Source organism: Pedobacter petrophilus (assembly GCF_009674725.1).
GTDB lineage: Bacteria > Bacteroidota > Bacteroidia > Sphingobacteriales > Sphingobacteriaceae > Pedobacter > Pedobacter petrophilus.
Genome location: NZ_WKKH01000019.1, coordinates 37,183 through 51,026, shown reverse-complemented (window position 1 = coordinate 51,026; position 13,844 = coordinate 37,183). Strand labels below are relative to the sequence as shown.

The 13,844-nt window shown below is 37.9% G+C and carries 27 protein-coding genes; all 27 read left to right on the top strand.

Translation table 11 applies throughout. From position 1 onward, the window contains the following. Positions 1–140 precede the first annotated feature (140 nt). The 27 genes from GJU39_RS13260 (at position 141) to rpsM (ending at position 13,787) form a co-directional block, all read left to right on the top strand. Positions 141–974, top strand: a complete 834-nt coding sequence (locus GJU39_RS13260) for a sulfite exporter TauE/SafE family protein (RefSeq protein WP_154281260.1) — start codon at positions 141–143, stop codon at positions 972–974. Beyond that, a complete protein-coding gene (locus GJU39_RS13255) occupies positions 974–1,369 on the top strand; it encodes a DUF1634 domain-containing protein (protein ID WP_154281259.1) in 396 nt (131 codons plus the stop codon). Before GJU39_RS13260 ends, GJU39_RS13255 begins: the two co-directional genes overlap by 1 nt. 172 nt (positions 1,370–1,541) lie before the next feature. After that, complete coding sequence (rplC, locus tag GJU39_RS13250; RefSeq protein WP_029278646.1) at positions 1,542–2,159, top strand: 50S ribosomal protein L3; 618 nt, start codon at positions 1,542–1,544, stop codon at positions 2,157–2,159. A gap of 4 nt (positions 2,160–2,163) precedes the next feature. After that, a complete protein-coding gene (gene rplD / locus GJU39_RS13245; protein ID WP_154281258.1) occupies positions 2,164–2,793 on the top strand; it encodes a 50S ribosomal protein L4 in 630 nt (209 codons plus the stop codon). 1 nt (position 2,794) lies between these two features. Further along, positions 2,795–3,085 carry a 50S ribosomal protein L23 gene (rplW, locus tag GJU39_RS13240; RefSeq protein WP_025145221.1) on the top strand — a complete coding sequence of 97 codons (291 nt, stop codon included), beginning with the start codon at positions 2,795–2,797 and terminating at the stop codon, positions 3,083–3,085. 20 nt (positions 3,086–3,105) lie between these two features. Continuing rightward, complete coding sequence (gene rplB, locus GJU39_RS13235; protein WP_029282695.1) at positions 3,106–3,930, top strand: 50S ribosomal protein L2; 825 nt, start codon at positions 3,106–3,108, stop codon at positions 3,928–3,930. Continuing rightward, positions 3,930–4,196, top strand: coding sequence for a 30S ribosomal protein S19 (gene rpsS, locus GJU39_RS13230; protein WP_010599906.1), 267 nt, complete (start codon positions 3,930–3,932; stop codon positions 4,194–4,196). The genes rplB and rpsS overlap by 1 nt, the downstream gene beginning before the upstream one ends. 7 nt (positions 4,197–4,203) lie before the next feature. Next, entirely contained in the window at positions 4,204–4,566 is a 363-nt protein-coding gene (rplV, locus tag GJU39_RS13225; protein WP_056097519.1) for a 50S ribosomal protein L22, read from the top strand. Positions 4,567–4,575: 9 nt separating this feature from the next. Continuing rightward, positions 4,576–5,436, top strand: coding sequence for a 30S ribosomal protein S3 (gene rpsC / locus GJU39_RS13220; RefSeq protein ID WP_154281257.1), 861 nt, complete (start codon positions 4,576–4,578; stop codon positions 5,434–5,436). A gap of 40 nt (positions 5,437–5,476) precedes the next feature. Further along, complete coding sequence (rplP, locus tag GJU39_RS13215; RefSeq protein ID WP_010599903.1) at positions 5,477–5,899, top strand: 50S ribosomal protein L16; 423 nt, start codon at positions 5,477–5,479, stop codon at positions 5,897–5,899. A 73-nt stretch (positions 5,900–5,972) separates the two neighbouring features. Further along, positions 5,973–6,185: a 50S ribosomal protein L29 gene (gene rpmC / locus GJU39_RS13210; RefSeq protein WP_132530128.1), complete on the top strand. Its 213-nt coding sequence runs from the start codon at positions 5,973–5,975 to the stop codon at positions 6,183–6,185. Between the two features lie 13 nt (positions 6,186–6,198). Next, a complete protein-coding gene (gene rpsQ, locus GJU39_RS13205) occupies positions 6,199–6,453 on the top strand; it encodes a 30S ribosomal protein S17 (protein ID WP_010599901.1) in 255 nt (84 codons plus the stop codon). 1 nt (position 6,454) lies between these two features. Further along, on the top strand, positions 6,455–6,823 hold the full coding sequence (rplN, locus tag GJU39_RS13200) for a 50S ribosomal protein L14 (RefSeq protein WP_010599900.1): 369 nt from the start codon (positions 6,455–6,457) through the stop codon (positions 6,821–6,823). Position 6,824: 1 nt separating this feature from the next. Next, positions 6,825–7,166 (top strand): 50S ribosomal protein L24, encoded by a 342-nt coding sequence (gene rplX / locus GJU39_RS13195; protein ID WP_029282701.1) that lies wholly within the window; start codon positions 6,825–6,827, stop codon positions 7,164–7,166. Continuing rightward, a complete protein-coding gene (rplE, locus tag GJU39_RS13190; RefSeq protein WP_088301915.1) occupies positions 7,163–7,729 on the top strand; it encodes a 50S ribosomal protein L5 in 567 nt (188 codons plus the stop codon). The genes rplX and rplE overlap by 4 nt, the downstream gene beginning before the upstream one ends. After that, complete coding sequence (rpsN, locus tag GJU39_RS13185) at positions 7,729–7,998, top strand: 30S ribosomal protein S14 (protein ID WP_025145214.1); 270 nt, start codon at positions 7,729–7,731, stop codon at positions 7,996–7,998. Before rplE ends, rpsN begins: the two co-directional genes overlap by 1 nt. Positions 7,999–8,151: 153 nt before the next feature. After that, positions 8,152–8,550 carry a 30S ribosomal protein S8 gene (gene rpsH, locus GJU39_RS13180; RefSeq protein ID WP_056869756.1) on the top strand — a complete coding sequence of 133 codons (399 nt, stop codon included), beginning with the start codon at positions 8,152–8,154 and terminating at the stop codon, positions 8,548–8,550. Between the two features lie 19 nt (positions 8,551–8,569). Next, positions 8,570–9,127, top strand: a complete 558-nt coding sequence (gene rplF, locus GJU39_RS13175; RefSeq protein ID WP_154281256.1) for a 50S ribosomal protein L6 — start codon at positions 8,570–8,572, stop codon at positions 9,125–9,127. 5 nt (positions 9,128–9,132) lie between these two features. Continuing rightward, positions 9,133–9,486 (top strand): 50S ribosomal protein L18, encoded by a 354-nt coding sequence (gene rplR / locus GJU39_RS13170; RefSeq protein ID WP_025145211.1) that lies wholly within the window; start codon positions 9,133–9,135, stop codon positions 9,484–9,486. A 17-nt stretch (positions 9,487–9,503) separates the two neighbouring features. Next, the gene (rpsE, locus tag GJU39_RS13165; protein ID WP_010599893.1) at positions 9,504–10,022 is read left to right on the top strand and encodes a 30S ribosomal protein S5; all 519 of its coding nucleotides are present in this window, start codon (positions 9,504–9,506) and stop codon (positions 10,020–10,022) included. A 4-nt stretch (positions 10,023–10,026) separates the two neighbouring features. After that, positions 10,027–10,206, top strand: coding sequence for a 50S ribosomal protein L30 (gene rpmD / locus GJU39_RS13160; RefSeq protein ID WP_154281255.1), 180 nt, complete (start codon positions 10,027–10,029; stop codon positions 10,204–10,206). A gap of 135 nt (positions 10,207–10,341) precedes the next feature. Beyond that, positions 10,342–10,788 (top strand): 50S ribosomal protein L15, encoded by a 447-nt coding sequence (gene rplO, locus GJU39_RS13155; RefSeq protein ID WP_154281254.1) that lies wholly within the window; start codon positions 10,342–10,344, stop codon positions 10,786–10,788. Positions 10,789–10,795: 7 nt separating this feature from the next. Then, positions 10,796–12,136, top strand: coding sequence for a preprotein translocase subunit SecY (gene secY / locus GJU39_RS13150; protein ID WP_029282713.1), 1,341 nt, complete (start codon positions 10,796–10,798; stop codon positions 12,134–12,136). Positions 12,137–12,145: 9 nt separating this feature from the next. Then, positions 12,146–12,931, top strand: coding sequence for a type I methionyl aminopeptidase (gene map / locus GJU39_RS13145; protein WP_154281253.1), 786 nt, complete (start codon positions 12,146–12,148; stop codon positions 12,929–12,931). Between the two features lie 71 nt (positions 12,932–13,002). Further along, a complete protein-coding gene (gene infA, locus GJU39_RS13140) occupies positions 13,003–13,221 on the top strand; it encodes a translation initiation factor IF-1 (protein WP_010599888.1) in 219 nt (72 codons plus the stop codon). Between the two features lies 1 nt (position 13,222). Then, positions 13,223–13,339 carry a 50S ribosomal protein L36 gene (gene rpmJ, locus GJU39_RS13135; protein ID WP_010599887.1) on the top strand — a complete coding sequence of 39 codons (117 nt, stop codon included), beginning with the start codon at positions 13,223–13,225 and terminating at the stop codon, positions 13,337–13,339. Positions 13,340–13,409: 70 nt separating this feature from the next. Next, positions 13,410–13,787, top strand: a complete 378-nt coding sequence (gene rpsM / locus GJU39_RS13130; protein WP_010599886.1) for a 30S ribosomal protein S13 — start codon at positions 13,410–13,412, stop codon at positions 13,785–13,787. Positions 13,788–13,844: the final 57 nt, after the last annotated feature.

Sequence of the window (13,844 nt, the reverse complement as noted above, 5' to 3'; positions counted from 1 at the left end):
GAGAGAATAACCTTCGCCTATAGCATTCAGTCATTCAAAACTTAATCAATCAAATTCTATTTTATCCCCTTAACATATAGACTTTATTTTATTCCCTAAATCCTTCGTTTCCCCAAAACAAGTCACTTATATTTGCCCGCATGTCGGTATTGTTATTTACCATAATCGTTTTATTAGGCGCTTTTTTAGCTGGTTTATTAGGCTCGCTAACGGGTTTGGGTGGCGGTGTAATTATTATCCCATTGCTTACGCTAGCCCTCGGCGTAGACATTCATTATGCCATTGGCGCGTCTATTGTTTCGGTAATTGCCACCTCATCGGGCTCAGCGGCGGCTTATGTAAAAGAGGGAATCACCAATATTAGAATTGGGATGTTTCTCGAAATTGCAACAACTGTTGGTGCCATTAGTGGTGCCATTGTAGCTGTTTATCTTAATGCGAACTATATTGCTATTCTTTTTGGTTGCATCCTAATCTTTTCGGCCATCATGACTTTAAAGAAGAAGGTAGATCATAGCACATTAGATAATACCGATAAATGGGCAAAATTCTTTAAATTAAATGGATCTTATCCAGATAAAGGGGTAGATCATCAATATGCCGTTAAAAACATTCCGGGCGGTTTCTTAATGATGCTTTTCGCCGGCACACTTTCTGGTTTACTCGGCATTGGGAGCGGAGCATTAAAAGTAATCGCAATGGATAACATTATGCGTTTACCCTTTAAGGTATCAACTACAACCAGTAATTTTATGATGGGCGTTACGGCAGCAGCCAGTGCGGTGGTTTATTTACACCGCGGCCAGATCGACCCCGGGATTGCCATGCCGGTTTGCATAGGTGTTTTAACGGGTGCAACAGTTGGCTCTAAAGTTTTATTAAAGGCCAATACCGGTAAACTTAAAATTGTATTTGCTGTAGTGGTTGCTTTTTTAGCACTGCAAATGATCTATAAAGGAATAAGCGGATTATAATGAATACACTGGAAAAAGAAAAAATGAACGACAGAGATATTCAGGTGATTCTGGGTACGCTTTTGCGTGCAGGTGTAATCATTTCGATGAGTATTGTATTAATAGGTGGTACAATTTTTCTGATCCATAACAAAGGCGCTATTACCAACTATAAAGTTTTTAAACCTGAGTTAAGCAAGTTTTCTTCCATAATAGCCATATTTAAAGGGGTATCTACTTTTCAGGGCGATGCCATTGTGCAGTTTGGTATCCTGATGTTAATTTTTACGCCGATTGCACGCATTGTTTTCGCTATTTTTAGCTTTTTAATCGAGCGGGATTACCTATATGTACTTATTGGATTTATCATTTTAGCGATCATAACCATCAGTTTAAATGGTGGTTTGGCACATTAACATCTCTTTTTTAGTTAAATCCCATCATATCAGCAATTTATTTGAAAAAATAATTCGCTAACTATTTGAAAATTAATATTTCTTGCCTATCTTTGCCGTCCCTTTCGGGGGATGTACAACCACCTTGAACGAAGCCCTACTGCTTCGATGGGTGTTAAAATTAAAAGATAAAATGTCAGGAATTATTGGAAAAAAAGTAGGAATGACCAGTATCTTTGATGCCGAAGGAAGAAACATTCCTTGTACGGTAATCGAGGCTGGACCTTGTGTAGTTACACAGGTAAAAACCGAAGAAGTAGATGGTTATTCATCAATCCAGTTGGGTTACGATGAGAAAAAAGAGAAAAACACAACTCAACCATTGAAAGGCCATTTCGCGAAAGCAAACACAACTCCGAAACGCAAGCTGGTAGAATTTGATTCGTTTACAACTTCACTTAATTTAGGTGATGTAGTAACGGTTGATTCTTTCGCAGAAGGCGATTTTGTTGATGTTGTAGGTACCTCAAAAGGTAAAGGTTTTCAAGGTGTTGTAAAACGCCACGGATTTGCCGGTGTTGGTATGCAGACTCACGGTCAGCATAACCGTTTACGTGCCCCGGGATCATTGGGAGCATCGTCATTCCCTTCACGTGTATTCAAAGGAATGCGCATGGCTGGAAGAACAGGTGGAGACAGGGTAAAAGTTCAGAACTTACAGGTTTTGAAAGTTTATGCTGAGCAAAACTTATTAGTAGTTAGTGGTTCCATTCCAGGAGCTAAAGGTTCTTACGTAATCTTAGACAAGTAATCAGATGGAAGTTAAAGTATTAAACATTTCAGGTAAAGAAACAGGTGCCAAGGTGCAACTTCCTGAATCGGTATTTGGTATCGAGCCTAACGACCACGCGATTTATTTAGATGTAAAACAGTATTTGGCTAATCAGCGTCAGGGTACTCACAAATCTAAACAACGTAATGAGATTGCTGGTTCGACCCGTAAACTATACAAACAAAAAGGTACAGGTGGTGCACGTGCTGGTAGCATTAAATCTCCGTTATTTAACGGTGGTGGTCGTGTTTTCGGTCCTCAACCTCGTGACTATAGCTTTAAATTGAACAAGAAATTAAAATCATTGGCACGTAAATCTGCTTTAGCTTATAAAGCAAAAGATAACAACGTGGTAATTTTAGAAGATTTCAACTTCGATACAGCTAAAACTAAAAACTACACAAGTTTATTGGCTGCGTTAAACGTAGGTACTCAAAAAACTTTATTGGTTTTACCTGCACAAAATAATAATATCTATTTATCAAGCAGAAACGTTCAGAAAACAAAAGTAATCTCTGCAGCAGATTTAAATACCTATGATGTATTAAATGCTGGTGTGCTTGTGTTAACTGCTGATTCTGTAAAAACTTTGGAGGAGGCATTTGCCAAATAATATGGAAATTTTAAAAAAACCAATATTAACCGAAAAAGCTTCAGCTTTAACTGAGAAATCTAACCGTTTCACCTTTAGCGTTAACCACAAGGCTAACAAAATCCAGATTAAAGCAGCTATTGAAAAATTGTACGGTGTAACTATCGTTGCAGTTAACACAATGGTTGTTGATGGAAAAGCTAAATCACGTTACACTAAAGCAGGTTTTGTATCTGGCCGTAGCCCGAAATACAAAAAAGCAATCGTAACGTTGAAAGACGGCGAAACAATAGATTATTACGCAACCCTTTAATTTAATAATTCATTATAACTATGGGCTTAAGAAAATTTAAACCAGTTACTCCAGGTACCCGCTTCAGAGTTGGTGCTAGTTTTACGGAGATTACAGCAACCACGCCCGAAAAATCATTGGTTGTATCATCAAAAAAGTCTGGTGGACGTAACAACACAGGAAAGATGACTATGCGCTACATGGGTGGTGGTCATAAAAAATCATACCGTTTGATCGATTTCAAACGCGATAAATTTGATATTCCTGCAACAGTAGCTACTGTTGAATACGATCCAAACCGTACTGCCCGCATTGCATTATTACATTATGCAGATGGCGAGAAGCGTTATATCATTGCTCCTGAAGGATTGCAAGTTGGTTCGGTATTATTATCGGGCGAAACTGCAGCACCAGAAGTAGGTAACACTTTAAAATTATCGAACATTCCATTAGGTTCTATCATCCACAATGTGGAGATTCACCCTGGAAAAGGAGCACAATTGGCTCGTAGTGCAGGTGCTTACGCACAATTAGCTGCCCGCGATGGTAAATATGCTACTTTGAAAATGCCTTCAGGCGAAACCCGTTTAATCCTGACTACTTGTCTTGCTACTATCGGTGCGGTATCTAACTCAGATCACGCAAACGAAGTATTAGGTAAAGCAGGTCGTAAACGTTGGTTGGGCCGTCGTCCGAGAACTAGACCGGTAGCGATGAACCCTGTCGATCACCCAATGGGTGGTGGTGAAGGTAGATCATCAGGTGGTCACCCACGTTCAAGAAATGGCGTTTTAGCTAAAGGCTTTAAAACCAGAGAACTTAAAAAATATTCTAATCGTTACATCATAGAGAGAAGGAAGAAATAATGGCTCGTTCGATAAAAAAAGGACCGTATATTGACCATAACGTAGAGAAAAAAGTAAACTCTATGAATGATTCAGGCAAAAAGTCTGTAATCAAAACTTGGTCACGTAGATCAATGATCTCACCAGATTTCGTTAATCATACATTTGCAGTACACAACGGAAATAAATTTATTCCCGTGTATGTTACAGAAAACATGGTTGGTCACAAGTTGGGAGAATTTGCTCCAACCAGAACATTCAGAGGACACGCTGAAAAGAAAAAATAATTAGACAATGGAAGCAATAGCAAAATTAAACAATTGTCCAACCTCACCGCGTAAGATGCGTTTGGTTGTAGATCTTATCAGAGGTGAACGTGTAGAGAAAGCATTAAGCATTTTAAAGTTTACCAATAAAGAAGCAGCAATAAGAGTTGAGAAATTATTATTATCTGCGATCAAAAACTGGGAATCTAAAAATGAAGGTGCTCGTCCTGAAGAAAATCAACTTTTTGTTAAAACAATTATGGTTGATGGAGGCCGTCAGTTAAAACGCTTACGTCCAGCTCCTCAAGGCCGTGGATATAGAATTCGTAAACGTTCTAACCACGTAACGCTGATTGTAGATAGTAAAAATACAGAAACAACTCAAAACTAATTTTAGGAAATGGGACAAAAAGCAAATCCAATAGGTAACAGGTTAGGTATCATCAAAGGATGGGATTCTAACTGGTTCGGTGGCAACAACTACTCCGATAAATTAGTTGAAGATGAGAAAATAAGAAAATACCTTTCTGCCCGTATTGCTAAAGGTGGTGTTGCTAAAGTTGTTATTGAGCGTACGTTAAAACGTATCACGGTAACAATCCACACAGCTCGCCCAGGTATCGTAATCGGTAAAGCAGGTGCTGAGGTTGATAAAATCAAAGAAGAGTTAAAGAAACTGACTAAAAAGGAAATTCAAATTAACATCTTTGAAATTAAACGCCCTGAACTTGATGCACAATTAGTTGCAGAAGGTGTTGCAAAACAATTAGAAGCAAGGATCTCATTCCGTAGAGCAATGAAATCTTCTATCGCATCAACCATGCGTATGGGTGCTGAAGGTATTAAAATCATGACTTCTGGTCGTTTAGGTGGTGCTGAGATGGCGCGTACCGAGCAGTACAAAGAAGGAAGAGTGCCTTTGCATACATTCCGTGCTGATATCGACTACGCTTTAGCTGAAGCTTTAACCACTTATGGTAAAATCGGTGTTAAAGTTTGGATTTGTAAAGGTGAAGTTTATGGAAAACGTGATTTGTCTCCAAACATCGGTTCGACAAACAACGGTCCAAAAGGCGCATCAGACAAACCAGCTTTTGGTGGAAGAGACAACAGAGGCGGTGGAAGAGATAGCCGTGGCGGTGGTAACAACGACAGACGTGGTGGAAACCAAGGTGGTGGTCGTGGTCCAGGTCAAGGTCAAGGTGGTCCCGGAGCAAATAGAGGTGGTGGCGCAGGCGCTAACAGAGGTCCTCGTAAATAATTGATTTATTAACATCGTTTAACGATTAGAACAAAATAAAATGTTACAGCCAAAAAGAACGAAGTTCAGGAAGATGCAAAAAGGCAGAATGAAGGGTTTAGCTTCTCGTGGAGCTGAATTAGCATTCGGATCTTTCGGTATCAAATCTTTAGAAGCAACTTGGATTACAAGTCGGCAGATAGAGGCTGCCCGTATCGCGGTAACACGTTTCATGAAACGTGAAGGCCAGGTATGGATCAGGATATTCCCGGACAAACCGGTAACTAAAAAACCTGCTGAGGTACGTATGGGTAAAGGTAAAGGTGCTCCTGAGTATTGGGTAGCAGTTGTAAGACCTGGACGCGTAATTTTCGAAGCTGAAGGTGTGCCTTTAGAAGTAGCTAAAGAAGCATTGCGTTTAGCCGCTCAGAAATTACCAATCCAAACCAAGTTCGTAGTACGTAGAGATTACGTAGAAGCATAGTAAAGTGTTGAGGTGAATGTTGTAAATACTTGTTTATTATAACCGCTACACTCAACGTAAAAGAAAAAGAAAAATGAAAAATTCAGAAATCACAGGGCTTTCAAAAGAAGAATTAGTAGCTAAGATTGCGGAAGAAAAAGAGAGCTTATCAAAATTAAAGTTCGCACACACTATTTCAGCTATCGAAAATCCTTCGCGTATTGCGAAAGTAAGGAAAGACATAGCCCGTTTAAACACTGAGTTGACTAAAGTGAAAAACACTGAGTCAGCTACTGAAACTAAATAATTTGAGAGTCGACATGGAAAGACAATTAAGAAAAACAAGAACGGGATTAGTAGTGAGCAACAAGATGGATAAATCTGTTGTAGTGAGCGTTGAGCGTAAAGTAAAGCACCCGATTTATGGTAAGTTCGTTAAGAAAACTACCAAATTTATGGCTCACGACGAGAAGAACGAATGCGGTATCGGTGATACAGTATTGATCATGGAAACTCGTCCTTTGAGTAAAAACAAGAACTGGAGATTGGTACAAATTTTAGAAAGAGCTAAATAAGATGGTACAACAGGAATCAAGATTAAACGTTGCTGATAACAGCGGCGCAAAAGAAGTATTAGTAATTCGCGTGCTAGGTGGAACCGGCAAACGTTATGCTTCAATTGGTGATAAAGTAGTTGTTACCGTAAAAAGCGCATTACCGTCAGGTAATATTAAAAAAGGTACAGTTTCTAAAGCAGTTGTTGTAAGAACTAAAAAAGAAATTCGTCGTAAAGATGGTTCTTATATCCGTTTTGACGATAATGCAGCTGTATTATTGAACGCACAGGATGAGCCAAGAGGTACACGTATCTTTGGCCCGGTTGCGAGAGAACTACGTGAAAAACAATTCATGAAAATTGTATCATTAGCACCGGAGGTATTATAAAATGGGAAACAAAGTAAATACACCATCAAAACTTAAAATCCGCACAGGAGATTTAGTTAAAGTAATTGCTGGCGATTCAAAAGGTCAACAAGGAAAAGTACTTTCAGTACAAATAGATAAAAACAGAGCCATTGTAGAAGGCGTTAACTTAGTATCTAAACATACTAAACCAAATGCTGCAAATCCAAACGGTGGTATTATTAAAAAAGAAGCTGCTCTTCATATTTCTAACCTGATGTTGGTTGATCCAAAATCTGGTAAAGCTACACGTGTTGGTCGTAAACTAAACGCGGATGGTAAAATAGTTAGAGTTGCTAAAATTTCAGGGGAGGAAATTAAATAATGGCTACACCTAGATTAAAAAGCAAATACAAAGAAGAAGTTGTAAATGCATTAAAAGAAAAATTTCAGTATAAAACTGTAATGCAGGTTCCTAAATTGGAAAAAATCTGTATCAATCAGGGTGTAGGTCGTTTTTCTGTAACTGATAAAAAGATTATGGATACGACAATTGTTGAATTGTCTACTATCACTGGTCAACAAGCGGTTCCGGCTAACTCTAAGAAAGATATTTCGAACTTTAAATTGCGTAAAGGTATGCCGGTTGGTGTACGCGTAACATTACGTGACAACAATATGTACGAGTTCTTAGATCGTTTGATCTCTGTAGCTTTGCCACGTATTCGTGATTTCAAAGGTATTAACGATAAAGGTTTTGATGGAAAAGGTAACTACACTTTAGGTGTTACTGAACAAATCATCTTCCCAGAGATTAATATAGATAAAATCAATAAAATTTTAGGGATGGATATAACTTTCGTAACTTCGGCGAAATCTGATGTTGAAGCACTTGAGTTATTGAAACAATTCGGATTACCATTTAAAAATCAAAAAACAGCAGAATAATGGCAAAAGAAGGTGTAAAAGCACGCGAAGTTAAGCGCCAAAAATTGGTAGCTAGATACGCTGAAAAACGTGCAGTATTAAAAGCTGCAGGAGATTTCGAAGGTTTAGATAAATTACCTAAAAATTCATCTCCGGTACGTTTACACAACCGTTGTAAATTAACTGGTCGTCCACGTGGTTATATGCGTACCTTTGGTATTTCAAGGGTAACATTTCGCCAAATGGCACTAGACGGTAAAATACCGGGTGTTAAAAAAGCATCCTGGTAGTATAGCTTAAAGCTGAAAGTTCAAAGTCTAAAGCAATAGTGATATCGCTTTAGTCTTTGTGCTTTAGTCTTTTTGCTTTTATAAAGAATTTTAACCGATAGCAGGTCCCACAGCTGAGTAGCAGAAGGAAACCACTATCAAAAACAATAAAAAATGAATACAGATCCAATAGCAGATTATTTAACAAGAGTAAGGAATGCCATTAAGGCCAACCACCGTGTTGTAGAAATTCCTGCATCAAACCTTAAAAAAGAAATTACAAAAGTTCTTTTCGATAAAGGTTACATCGCGAACTACAAGTTTGAAGATACCACTGTTCAAGGCACAATCAAAATCGCTTTGAAATACAATCCGATTACAAAAGTTCCTGCTATTCGTACTTTGATGCGAATTAGTAAACCAGGTTTGAGAAACTATGCTGGTGTTGAAAATATGCCAAGAGTATTAAACGGTTTAGGTATCGCAATCTTATCTACTTCTAAAGGTGTAATGACTGATAAAGAAGCAGCCAAATTAAATATTGGTGGTGAGGTATTGTGTCACGTTTATTAATTATTAGGAGAACAGCACAATGTCAAGAATAGGAAAAGCCCCAATTACAATCCCTTCAGGTGTTACCATTACCGTATCTAACGATAACGTTGTAAGTGTAAAAGGCCCTAAAGGTGAATTAACACAAACAGTAGATTCAGATATCACTGTAAGTCAGGAAGATGGAATCTTAACAGTTTCCCGTCCTTCAGAACAAAAGAAACACAAAGCTTTACACGGTTTATATCGCTCTTTGCTTAATAACATGGTTATTGGTGTTACAGAAGGTTACAAATTAACTCAAGAATTAGTAGGTGTTGGTTACCGTGCTACAAATACTGGTAATACATTAGACTTGGTTTTAGGTTACTCTCACCATTATGTATTCCAGTTACCGGAAGAAATTAAAGTAACTACATCATCAGAAAAAGGTCAGACTCCTAAAATCATTTTAGAAAGTATAGACAAACAATTGATTGGCCAGGTAGCAGCGAAAATCCGTTCGTTACGTGCACCAGAACCATATAAAGGTAAAGGTATCAAGTTTGTAGGTGAAGTGTTAAGAAGAAAAGCAGGTAAATCAGCGTCTAAAAAATAGTAATCATGGCAGGTAAAAAATTATCAAGAAGAGATCGTATTAAAAAAGGGATCAGAAAAAGACTTACCGGTTCAGAAGAACGTCCAAGGTTATCTGTATATAGAAGCAATAAAGGGATTTATGCGCAGGTAATTAACGATGTAACCGGTACAACAATAGCTTCAGCATCATCTTTGTCTAAAGATTTTTCTGGAACAGGTAACAAAAGCGATCAGTCAGTTGCAGTTGGCAAATTAGTTGCTGAAAAAGCAATTGCTGCTGGTGTTAAAGAAGTTGTTTTCGATAGAAACGGCTACTTATACCACGGTCGTGTGAAATCGTTGGCAGAAGGTGCTCGCGAGGCTGGTTTAGTATTTTAATCTGAAGAAAAAGTAAGATGTCAACTATCAATATAAAAAGAGTTAAAACCACCGATATCGAATTAAAGGATCGTTTGGTTAGTATACAACGTGTTGCCAAAGTAACCAAAGGTGGTCGTACTTTCAGCTTCTCAGCAATTGTTGTTGTTGGAGATGAGAACGGTGTTGTTGGTTTCGGTTTAGGTAAAGCGAAAGAAGTAACTGAAGCAATCGCTAAGGGTGTGGATGATGCTAAAAAGAACTTAGTTAAAGTGCCAATTTTAAACGGTACTGTTCCTCACGAACAAATCGGTAAATTTTCAGGTGGTTTTGTTTTAATTAAACCTGCTGCAGTAGGTACCGGAGTAATTGCTGGTGGTGCAATGCGTGCTGTATTAGAAAGTGCTGGCGTGCATAACGTATTGGCAAAATCTAAAGGTTCATCAAACCCACACAACGTGGTAAAAGCAACTGTTGATGCATTAACAAAAATGCGTGATGCTTATACAGTAGCTCAAACTCGTGGTATAGATTTAAACAAAGTATTTAACGGATAATATCATGGCTAAGATCAAAATAACACAAGTAAAAAGCGTTATCGATAGAAGCGAGCGCCAAAAAAGAACTGTTCAAGCTTTGGGATTATCTAAAATGAACCAAAGTGTTGAGGTTGAGGCTACGCCACAAATTATTGGTATGGTTCGCAAAGTGAACCACCTGATAGCAATCGAAGCAATTTAAGAGAATTATTAAATGAATGAGTTTTGAGTGAGCGAATGGGCATAACATAAAACCTTCAATCATTCAAAATTCAATCATTATTATTTATCGTTGTACCTGTTTAGTGAAAGCGAAGGGCAACACAAATTCAAAAAAATGAATTTAAGTAATTTAAAACCTGCAAAAGGTTCTACAAAAAACAGCAAAAGAATTGGTCGTGGTACAGGTTCTGGTCGTGGTGGTACTTCAACTCGTGGTCACAAAGGTGCGGGTTCTCGTTCTGGTCATAAAACCAAAATCGGTTTTGAAGGTGGTCAGATGCCTTTACAACGTCGTGTGCCTAAAGTTGGTTTCAAACCAATTAACCGTACAGAATATGTTGGTGTAAACTTAGATGTATTACAAACTTTAGCTGAAAAACACAGCTTAACAACAATCGATTTCGCTGCTCTCCAAGCGCATGGTTTAGCTTCAAAAAATGACTTAGTTAAAATTTTAGGTCGTGGTGAAGTGAAAGCAAAATTAGAGATTACTGCACATGCGTTTTCTGCAACCGCACAAAAAGCTATTGAAGCTGCAGGTGGTTCTATCGTAAAATTGTAATTATTAAATGAAGAAGCTATTTACTACTTTAAGTAATATCTGGAAAATTCAAGAATTAAAAGAGCGTATCTTGTTTACGCTCTTAATTCTTCTGGTATACCGTTTCGTATCTCACGTGGTTTTACCAGGTGTGGATCCAACTGCTTTAGACGCTAACGAAAAATCAGGACTTTTAGGCATACTAGATATGTTTGCCGGAGGTTCGTTCTCTCGTGTGTCTATTTTAGCGTTGGGCGTAATGCCTTATATCTCCGCGTCTATCGTGGTACAACTATTAGGTATTGCTGTTCCATCTTTCCAAAAAATGCAGAAAGAGGGCGAAAGTGGTAGAAAGAAAATGAACCAGATCACTCGTTACCTTACGGTAGCGATTACAATCGTTCAATCTGTAGGTTACGTTAAAACACAGGTTCCGGCAGAAGCTATTTTATTACCCAATACCTTATTCTTAGTGTTATCTACGTTTGTATTAACAGCAGGTACATTATTTGTAATGTGGTTAGGGGAAAAAATTACTGATAAAGGAATTGGTAACGGAACATCTTTAATTATTATGACTGGTATTATCGCCCGCTTACCGCAGGCCATTAGCCAGGAATTTAGTGCCCGTGTGGGTTCTGCCAGTGAAGGTGGAGGTCCGGTAGCACTTGTTTTAGAGATTGTTGCTTTATTCGCTGTTGTAATGTTTACTATTTTAATTGTTCAAGGTGTGCGTAAGGTACCTGTACAATACGCTAAAAAAATTGTAGGTAACCGTCAGTTTGGTGGTGTTCGTCAATACATTCCGTTAAAAGTAAATGCAGCTGGTGTAATGCCAATTATCTTTGCTCAGGCATTGATGTTCATTCCTGGCGCTTTAATGCAGTTTGTTCCTTCATTACAAGGTTCATGGTTAGTTCAATTCAGCAATACAACATCATTAGCATATAGCTTAACATTCGCTTTTTTAATTATCGCATTTACATTCTTCTATACTGCAATTACAGTAAATCCAACTCAAATGAGTGACGATATGAAGAAAAATGGTGGTTTTATTCCAGGTGTTAAACCAGGTTTTGCAACATCAACTTTTATTGATGATGTAATTTCTAAAATCACTTTCCCGGGAGCAGTATTTTTAGCAATCATTGCAATCTTACCTTCTTTGGCCGTTAAATTCGGTATTAAACAAGAGTTTGCACACTTCTTTGGTGGTACTTCATTATTGATTTTAGTTGGTGTAGTTTTGGATACTTTACAACAAATTGAAAGTTATCTGTTAATGCGTCACTATGATGGTTTAATGAAAACAGGCAGAGTTACCGGTAGAACAGGTGTTCCTGCTGCCAGTAGTAATGCAGCGTTGTAGTTCTGAAGAATGTCTAAAATTTATTACAAATCTCTTGAGGAGATCGAGTTAATAAGAGAAAGTTCCATGCTTGTTTCTAAGACCTTAGCTGAAGTGGCTAAAGTGATAAAGGCAGGCATGACTACTATTGAACTGGATAAACTGGCTTATGAGTTCATAAGTGATCACGGTGCAATTCCAGCGTTTTTAAACTATAACGGTTTCCCAAATTCTTTGTGTATCTCGCCAAATGAGCAGGTTGTTCATGGTTTTCCGAGCGAATACGTGATAAAAGAAGGTGATTTAATTTCGGTTGATTGTGGTGTAATTAAAAATAACTACTTCGGCGATTCGGCTTATACTTTTTCTATCGGAGAGATTGATGCAGAAAAGCAAAAGCTGGTTGAAGTTACTAAACGTTGCCTGGAATTAGGGATAGAAAAAGCTGTGGTAGGGATGCGCATTGGTGATGTTGGTTTTGCAGTTCAGCAATATGCTGAAGCTAATGGTTTCGGCGTAGTAAGAGAACTTGTTGGGCATGGCGTTGGTGTAAAACTTCACGAGAAACCTGAAGTTCCTAATTATGGAAAGCGCGGAGCGGGCCCAAAACTTGAAGAAGGAATGGTTATTGCCATCGAGCCCATGATTAATGCAGGCGTTGCCGGTGTTAAATTCCATAACGATGGATGGACGGTAACCAGTAAAGACAATAAACCATCGGCACATTTTGAACACACAGTGGCCATAAAAAGGGGCAATGCAGATGTTTTATCCACCTTTTCTATTATAGAAGAAGTTTTACAACAAAAAAAATAAATAATTAAAATTTTTTATTTAATTTTGCAACCCTGTTTAGAAGCAGCTAATTAAGTAACAATCAACAAAATATGGCTAAACAAGCCTCAATTGAACAAGACGGAGTAATCAGAGAAGCATTGTCTAATGCAATGTTCCGGGTAGAACTTGAAAACGGACATGAGATTATTGCCCACATTTCAGGTAAGATGAGGATGCACTACATCAAAATCCTTCCTGGCGACAAAGTAAAATTAGAGATGTCTCCTTATGATTTAACAAAGGGACGCATCACTTATAGATATAAATAAAATGAAAGTTAGATCATCAATTAAAAAACGTAGCGCTGATTGCAAGATTATTCGCCGTAAAGGTAAACTTTACGTTATCAACAAGAAAAATCCTAAATACAAGCAACGTCAAGGGTAATTTTAAAATATTGTAATGATCCGCACAACGGTGGCCCGCCGTTCGGAATTACGTAAAAACATAAACAAATATGGCAAGGATTTCAGGTATTGACTTACCAAGAAACAAAAGAGGAGAGATTGGTTTAACTTATATCTACGGAATAGGAAGAACTACTGCACAACGTATTTTAACTACTGCAGGTATCGACTTAAACAAAAAAGTACAAGACTGGTCTGATGATGAGTTATCAGCGATCCGTACAATGATTAACGATGAAATTAAAGTAGAAGGTGCTTTACGTTCAGAGGTTCAGTTAAACATCAAACGTTTAATGGATATTGGTTGTTACCGCGGTTTACGTCACAGAAAAGGTTTACCTTCTCGTGGTCAGCGTACTAAAAACAACTCACGTACTCGTAAGGGTAAGAGAAAAACAGTTGCTAACAAGAAAAAAGCTACTAAGTAGAAAAAATTAATGATCGAATGATAGCATGACTGGATTATTGAATGTTTATACATTCTC

Excerpts from the sequence above, each read along its gene's own strand:
- GJU39_RS13260 (WP_154281260.1), top strand. The coding sequence starts at position 141 with ATGTCGGTATTGTTATTTACCATAATCGTTTTATTAGGCGCTTTTTTA.
- GJU39_RS13255 (WP_154281259.1), top strand. The coding sequence starts at position 974 with ATGAATACACTGGAAAAAGAAAAAATGAACGACAGAGATATTCAGGTG.
- rplC (WP_029278646.1), top strand. The coding sequence starts at position 1,542 with ATGTCAGGAATTATTGGAAAAAAAGTAGGAATGACCAGTATCTTTGAT.
- rplD (WP_154281258.1), top strand. The coding sequence starts at position 2,164 with ATGGAAGTTAAAGTATTAAACATTTCAGGTAAAGAAACAGGTGCCAAG.
- rplW (WP_025145221.1), top strand. The coding sequence starts at position 2,795 with ATGGAAATTTTAAAAAAACCAATATTAACCGAAAAAGCTTCAGCTTTA.
- rplB (WP_029282695.1), top strand. The coding sequence starts at position 3,106 with ATGGGCTTAAGAAAATTTAAACCAGTTACTCCAGGTACCCGCTTCAGA.
- rpsS (WP_010599906.1), top strand. The coding sequence starts at position 3,930 with ATGGCTCGTTCGATAAAAAAAGGACCGTATATTGACCATAACGTAGAG.
- rplV (WP_056097519.1), top strand. The coding sequence starts at position 4,204 with ATGGAAGCAATAGCAAAATTAAACAATTGTCCAACCTCACCGCGTAAG.
- rpsC (WP_154281257.1), top strand. The coding sequence starts at position 4,576 with ATGGGACAAAAAGCAAATCCAATAGGTAACAGGTTAGGTATCATCAAA.
- rplP (WP_010599903.1), top strand. The coding sequence starts at position 5,477 with ATGTTACAGCCAAAAAGAACGAAGTTCAGGAAGATGCAAAAAGGCAGA.
- rpmC (WP_132530128.1), top strand. The coding sequence starts at position 5,973 with ATGAAAAATTCAGAAATCACAGGGCTTTCAAAAGAAGAATTAGTAGCT.
- rpsQ (WP_010599901.1), top strand. The coding sequence starts at position 6,199 with ATGGAAAGACAATTAAGAAAAACAAGAACGGGATTAGTAGTGAGCAAC.
- rplN (WP_010599900.1), top strand. The coding sequence starts at position 6,455 with ATGGTACAACAGGAATCAAGATTAAACGTTGCTGATAACAGCGGCGCA.
- rplX (WP_029282701.1), top strand. The coding sequence starts at position 6,825 with ATGGGAAACAAAGTAAATACACCATCAAAACTTAAAATCCGCACAGGA.
- rpsN (WP_025145214.1), top strand. The coding sequence starts at position 7,729 with ATGGCAAAAGAAGGTGTAAAAGCACGCGAAGTTAAGCGCCAAAAATTG.
- rpsH (WP_056869756.1), top strand. The coding sequence starts at position 8,152 with ATGAATACAGATCCAATAGCAGATTATTTAACAAGAGTAAGGAATGCC.
- rplF (WP_154281256.1), top strand. The coding sequence starts at position 8,570 with ATGTCAAGAATAGGAAAAGCCCCAATTACAATCCCTTCAGGTGTTACC.
- rplR (WP_025145211.1), top strand. The coding sequence starts at position 9,133 with ATGGCAGGTAAAAAATTATCAAGAAGAGATCGTATTAAAAAAGGGATC.
- rpsE (WP_010599893.1), top strand. The coding sequence starts at position 9,504 with ATGTCAACTATCAATATAAAAAGAGTTAAAACCACCGATATCGAATTA.
- rpmD (WP_154281255.1), top strand. The coding sequence starts at position 10,027 with ATGGCTAAGATCAAAATAACACAAGTAAAAAGCGTTATCGATAGAAGC.
- rplO (WP_154281254.1), top strand. The coding sequence starts at position 10,342 with ATGAATTTAAGTAATTTAAAACCTGCAAAAGGTTCTACAAAAAACAGC.
- secY (WP_029282713.1), top strand. The coding sequence starts at position 10,796 with ATGAAGAAGCTATTTACTACTTTAAGTAATATCTGGAAAATTCAAGAA.
- map (WP_154281253.1), top strand. The coding sequence starts at position 12,146 with ATGTCTAAAATTTATTACAAATCTCTTGAGGAGATCGAGTTAATAAGA.
- infA (WP_010599888.1), top strand. The coding sequence starts at position 13,003 with ATGGCTAAACAAGCCTCAATTGAACAAGACGGAGTAATCAGAGAAGCA.
- rpmJ (WP_010599887.1), top strand. The coding sequence starts at position 13,223 with ATGAAAGTTAGATCATCAATTAAAAAACGTAGCGCTGATTGCAAGATT.
- rpsM (WP_010599886.1), top strand. The coding sequence starts at position 13,410 with ATGGCAAGGATTTCAGGTATTGACTTACCAAGAAACAAAAGAGGAGAG.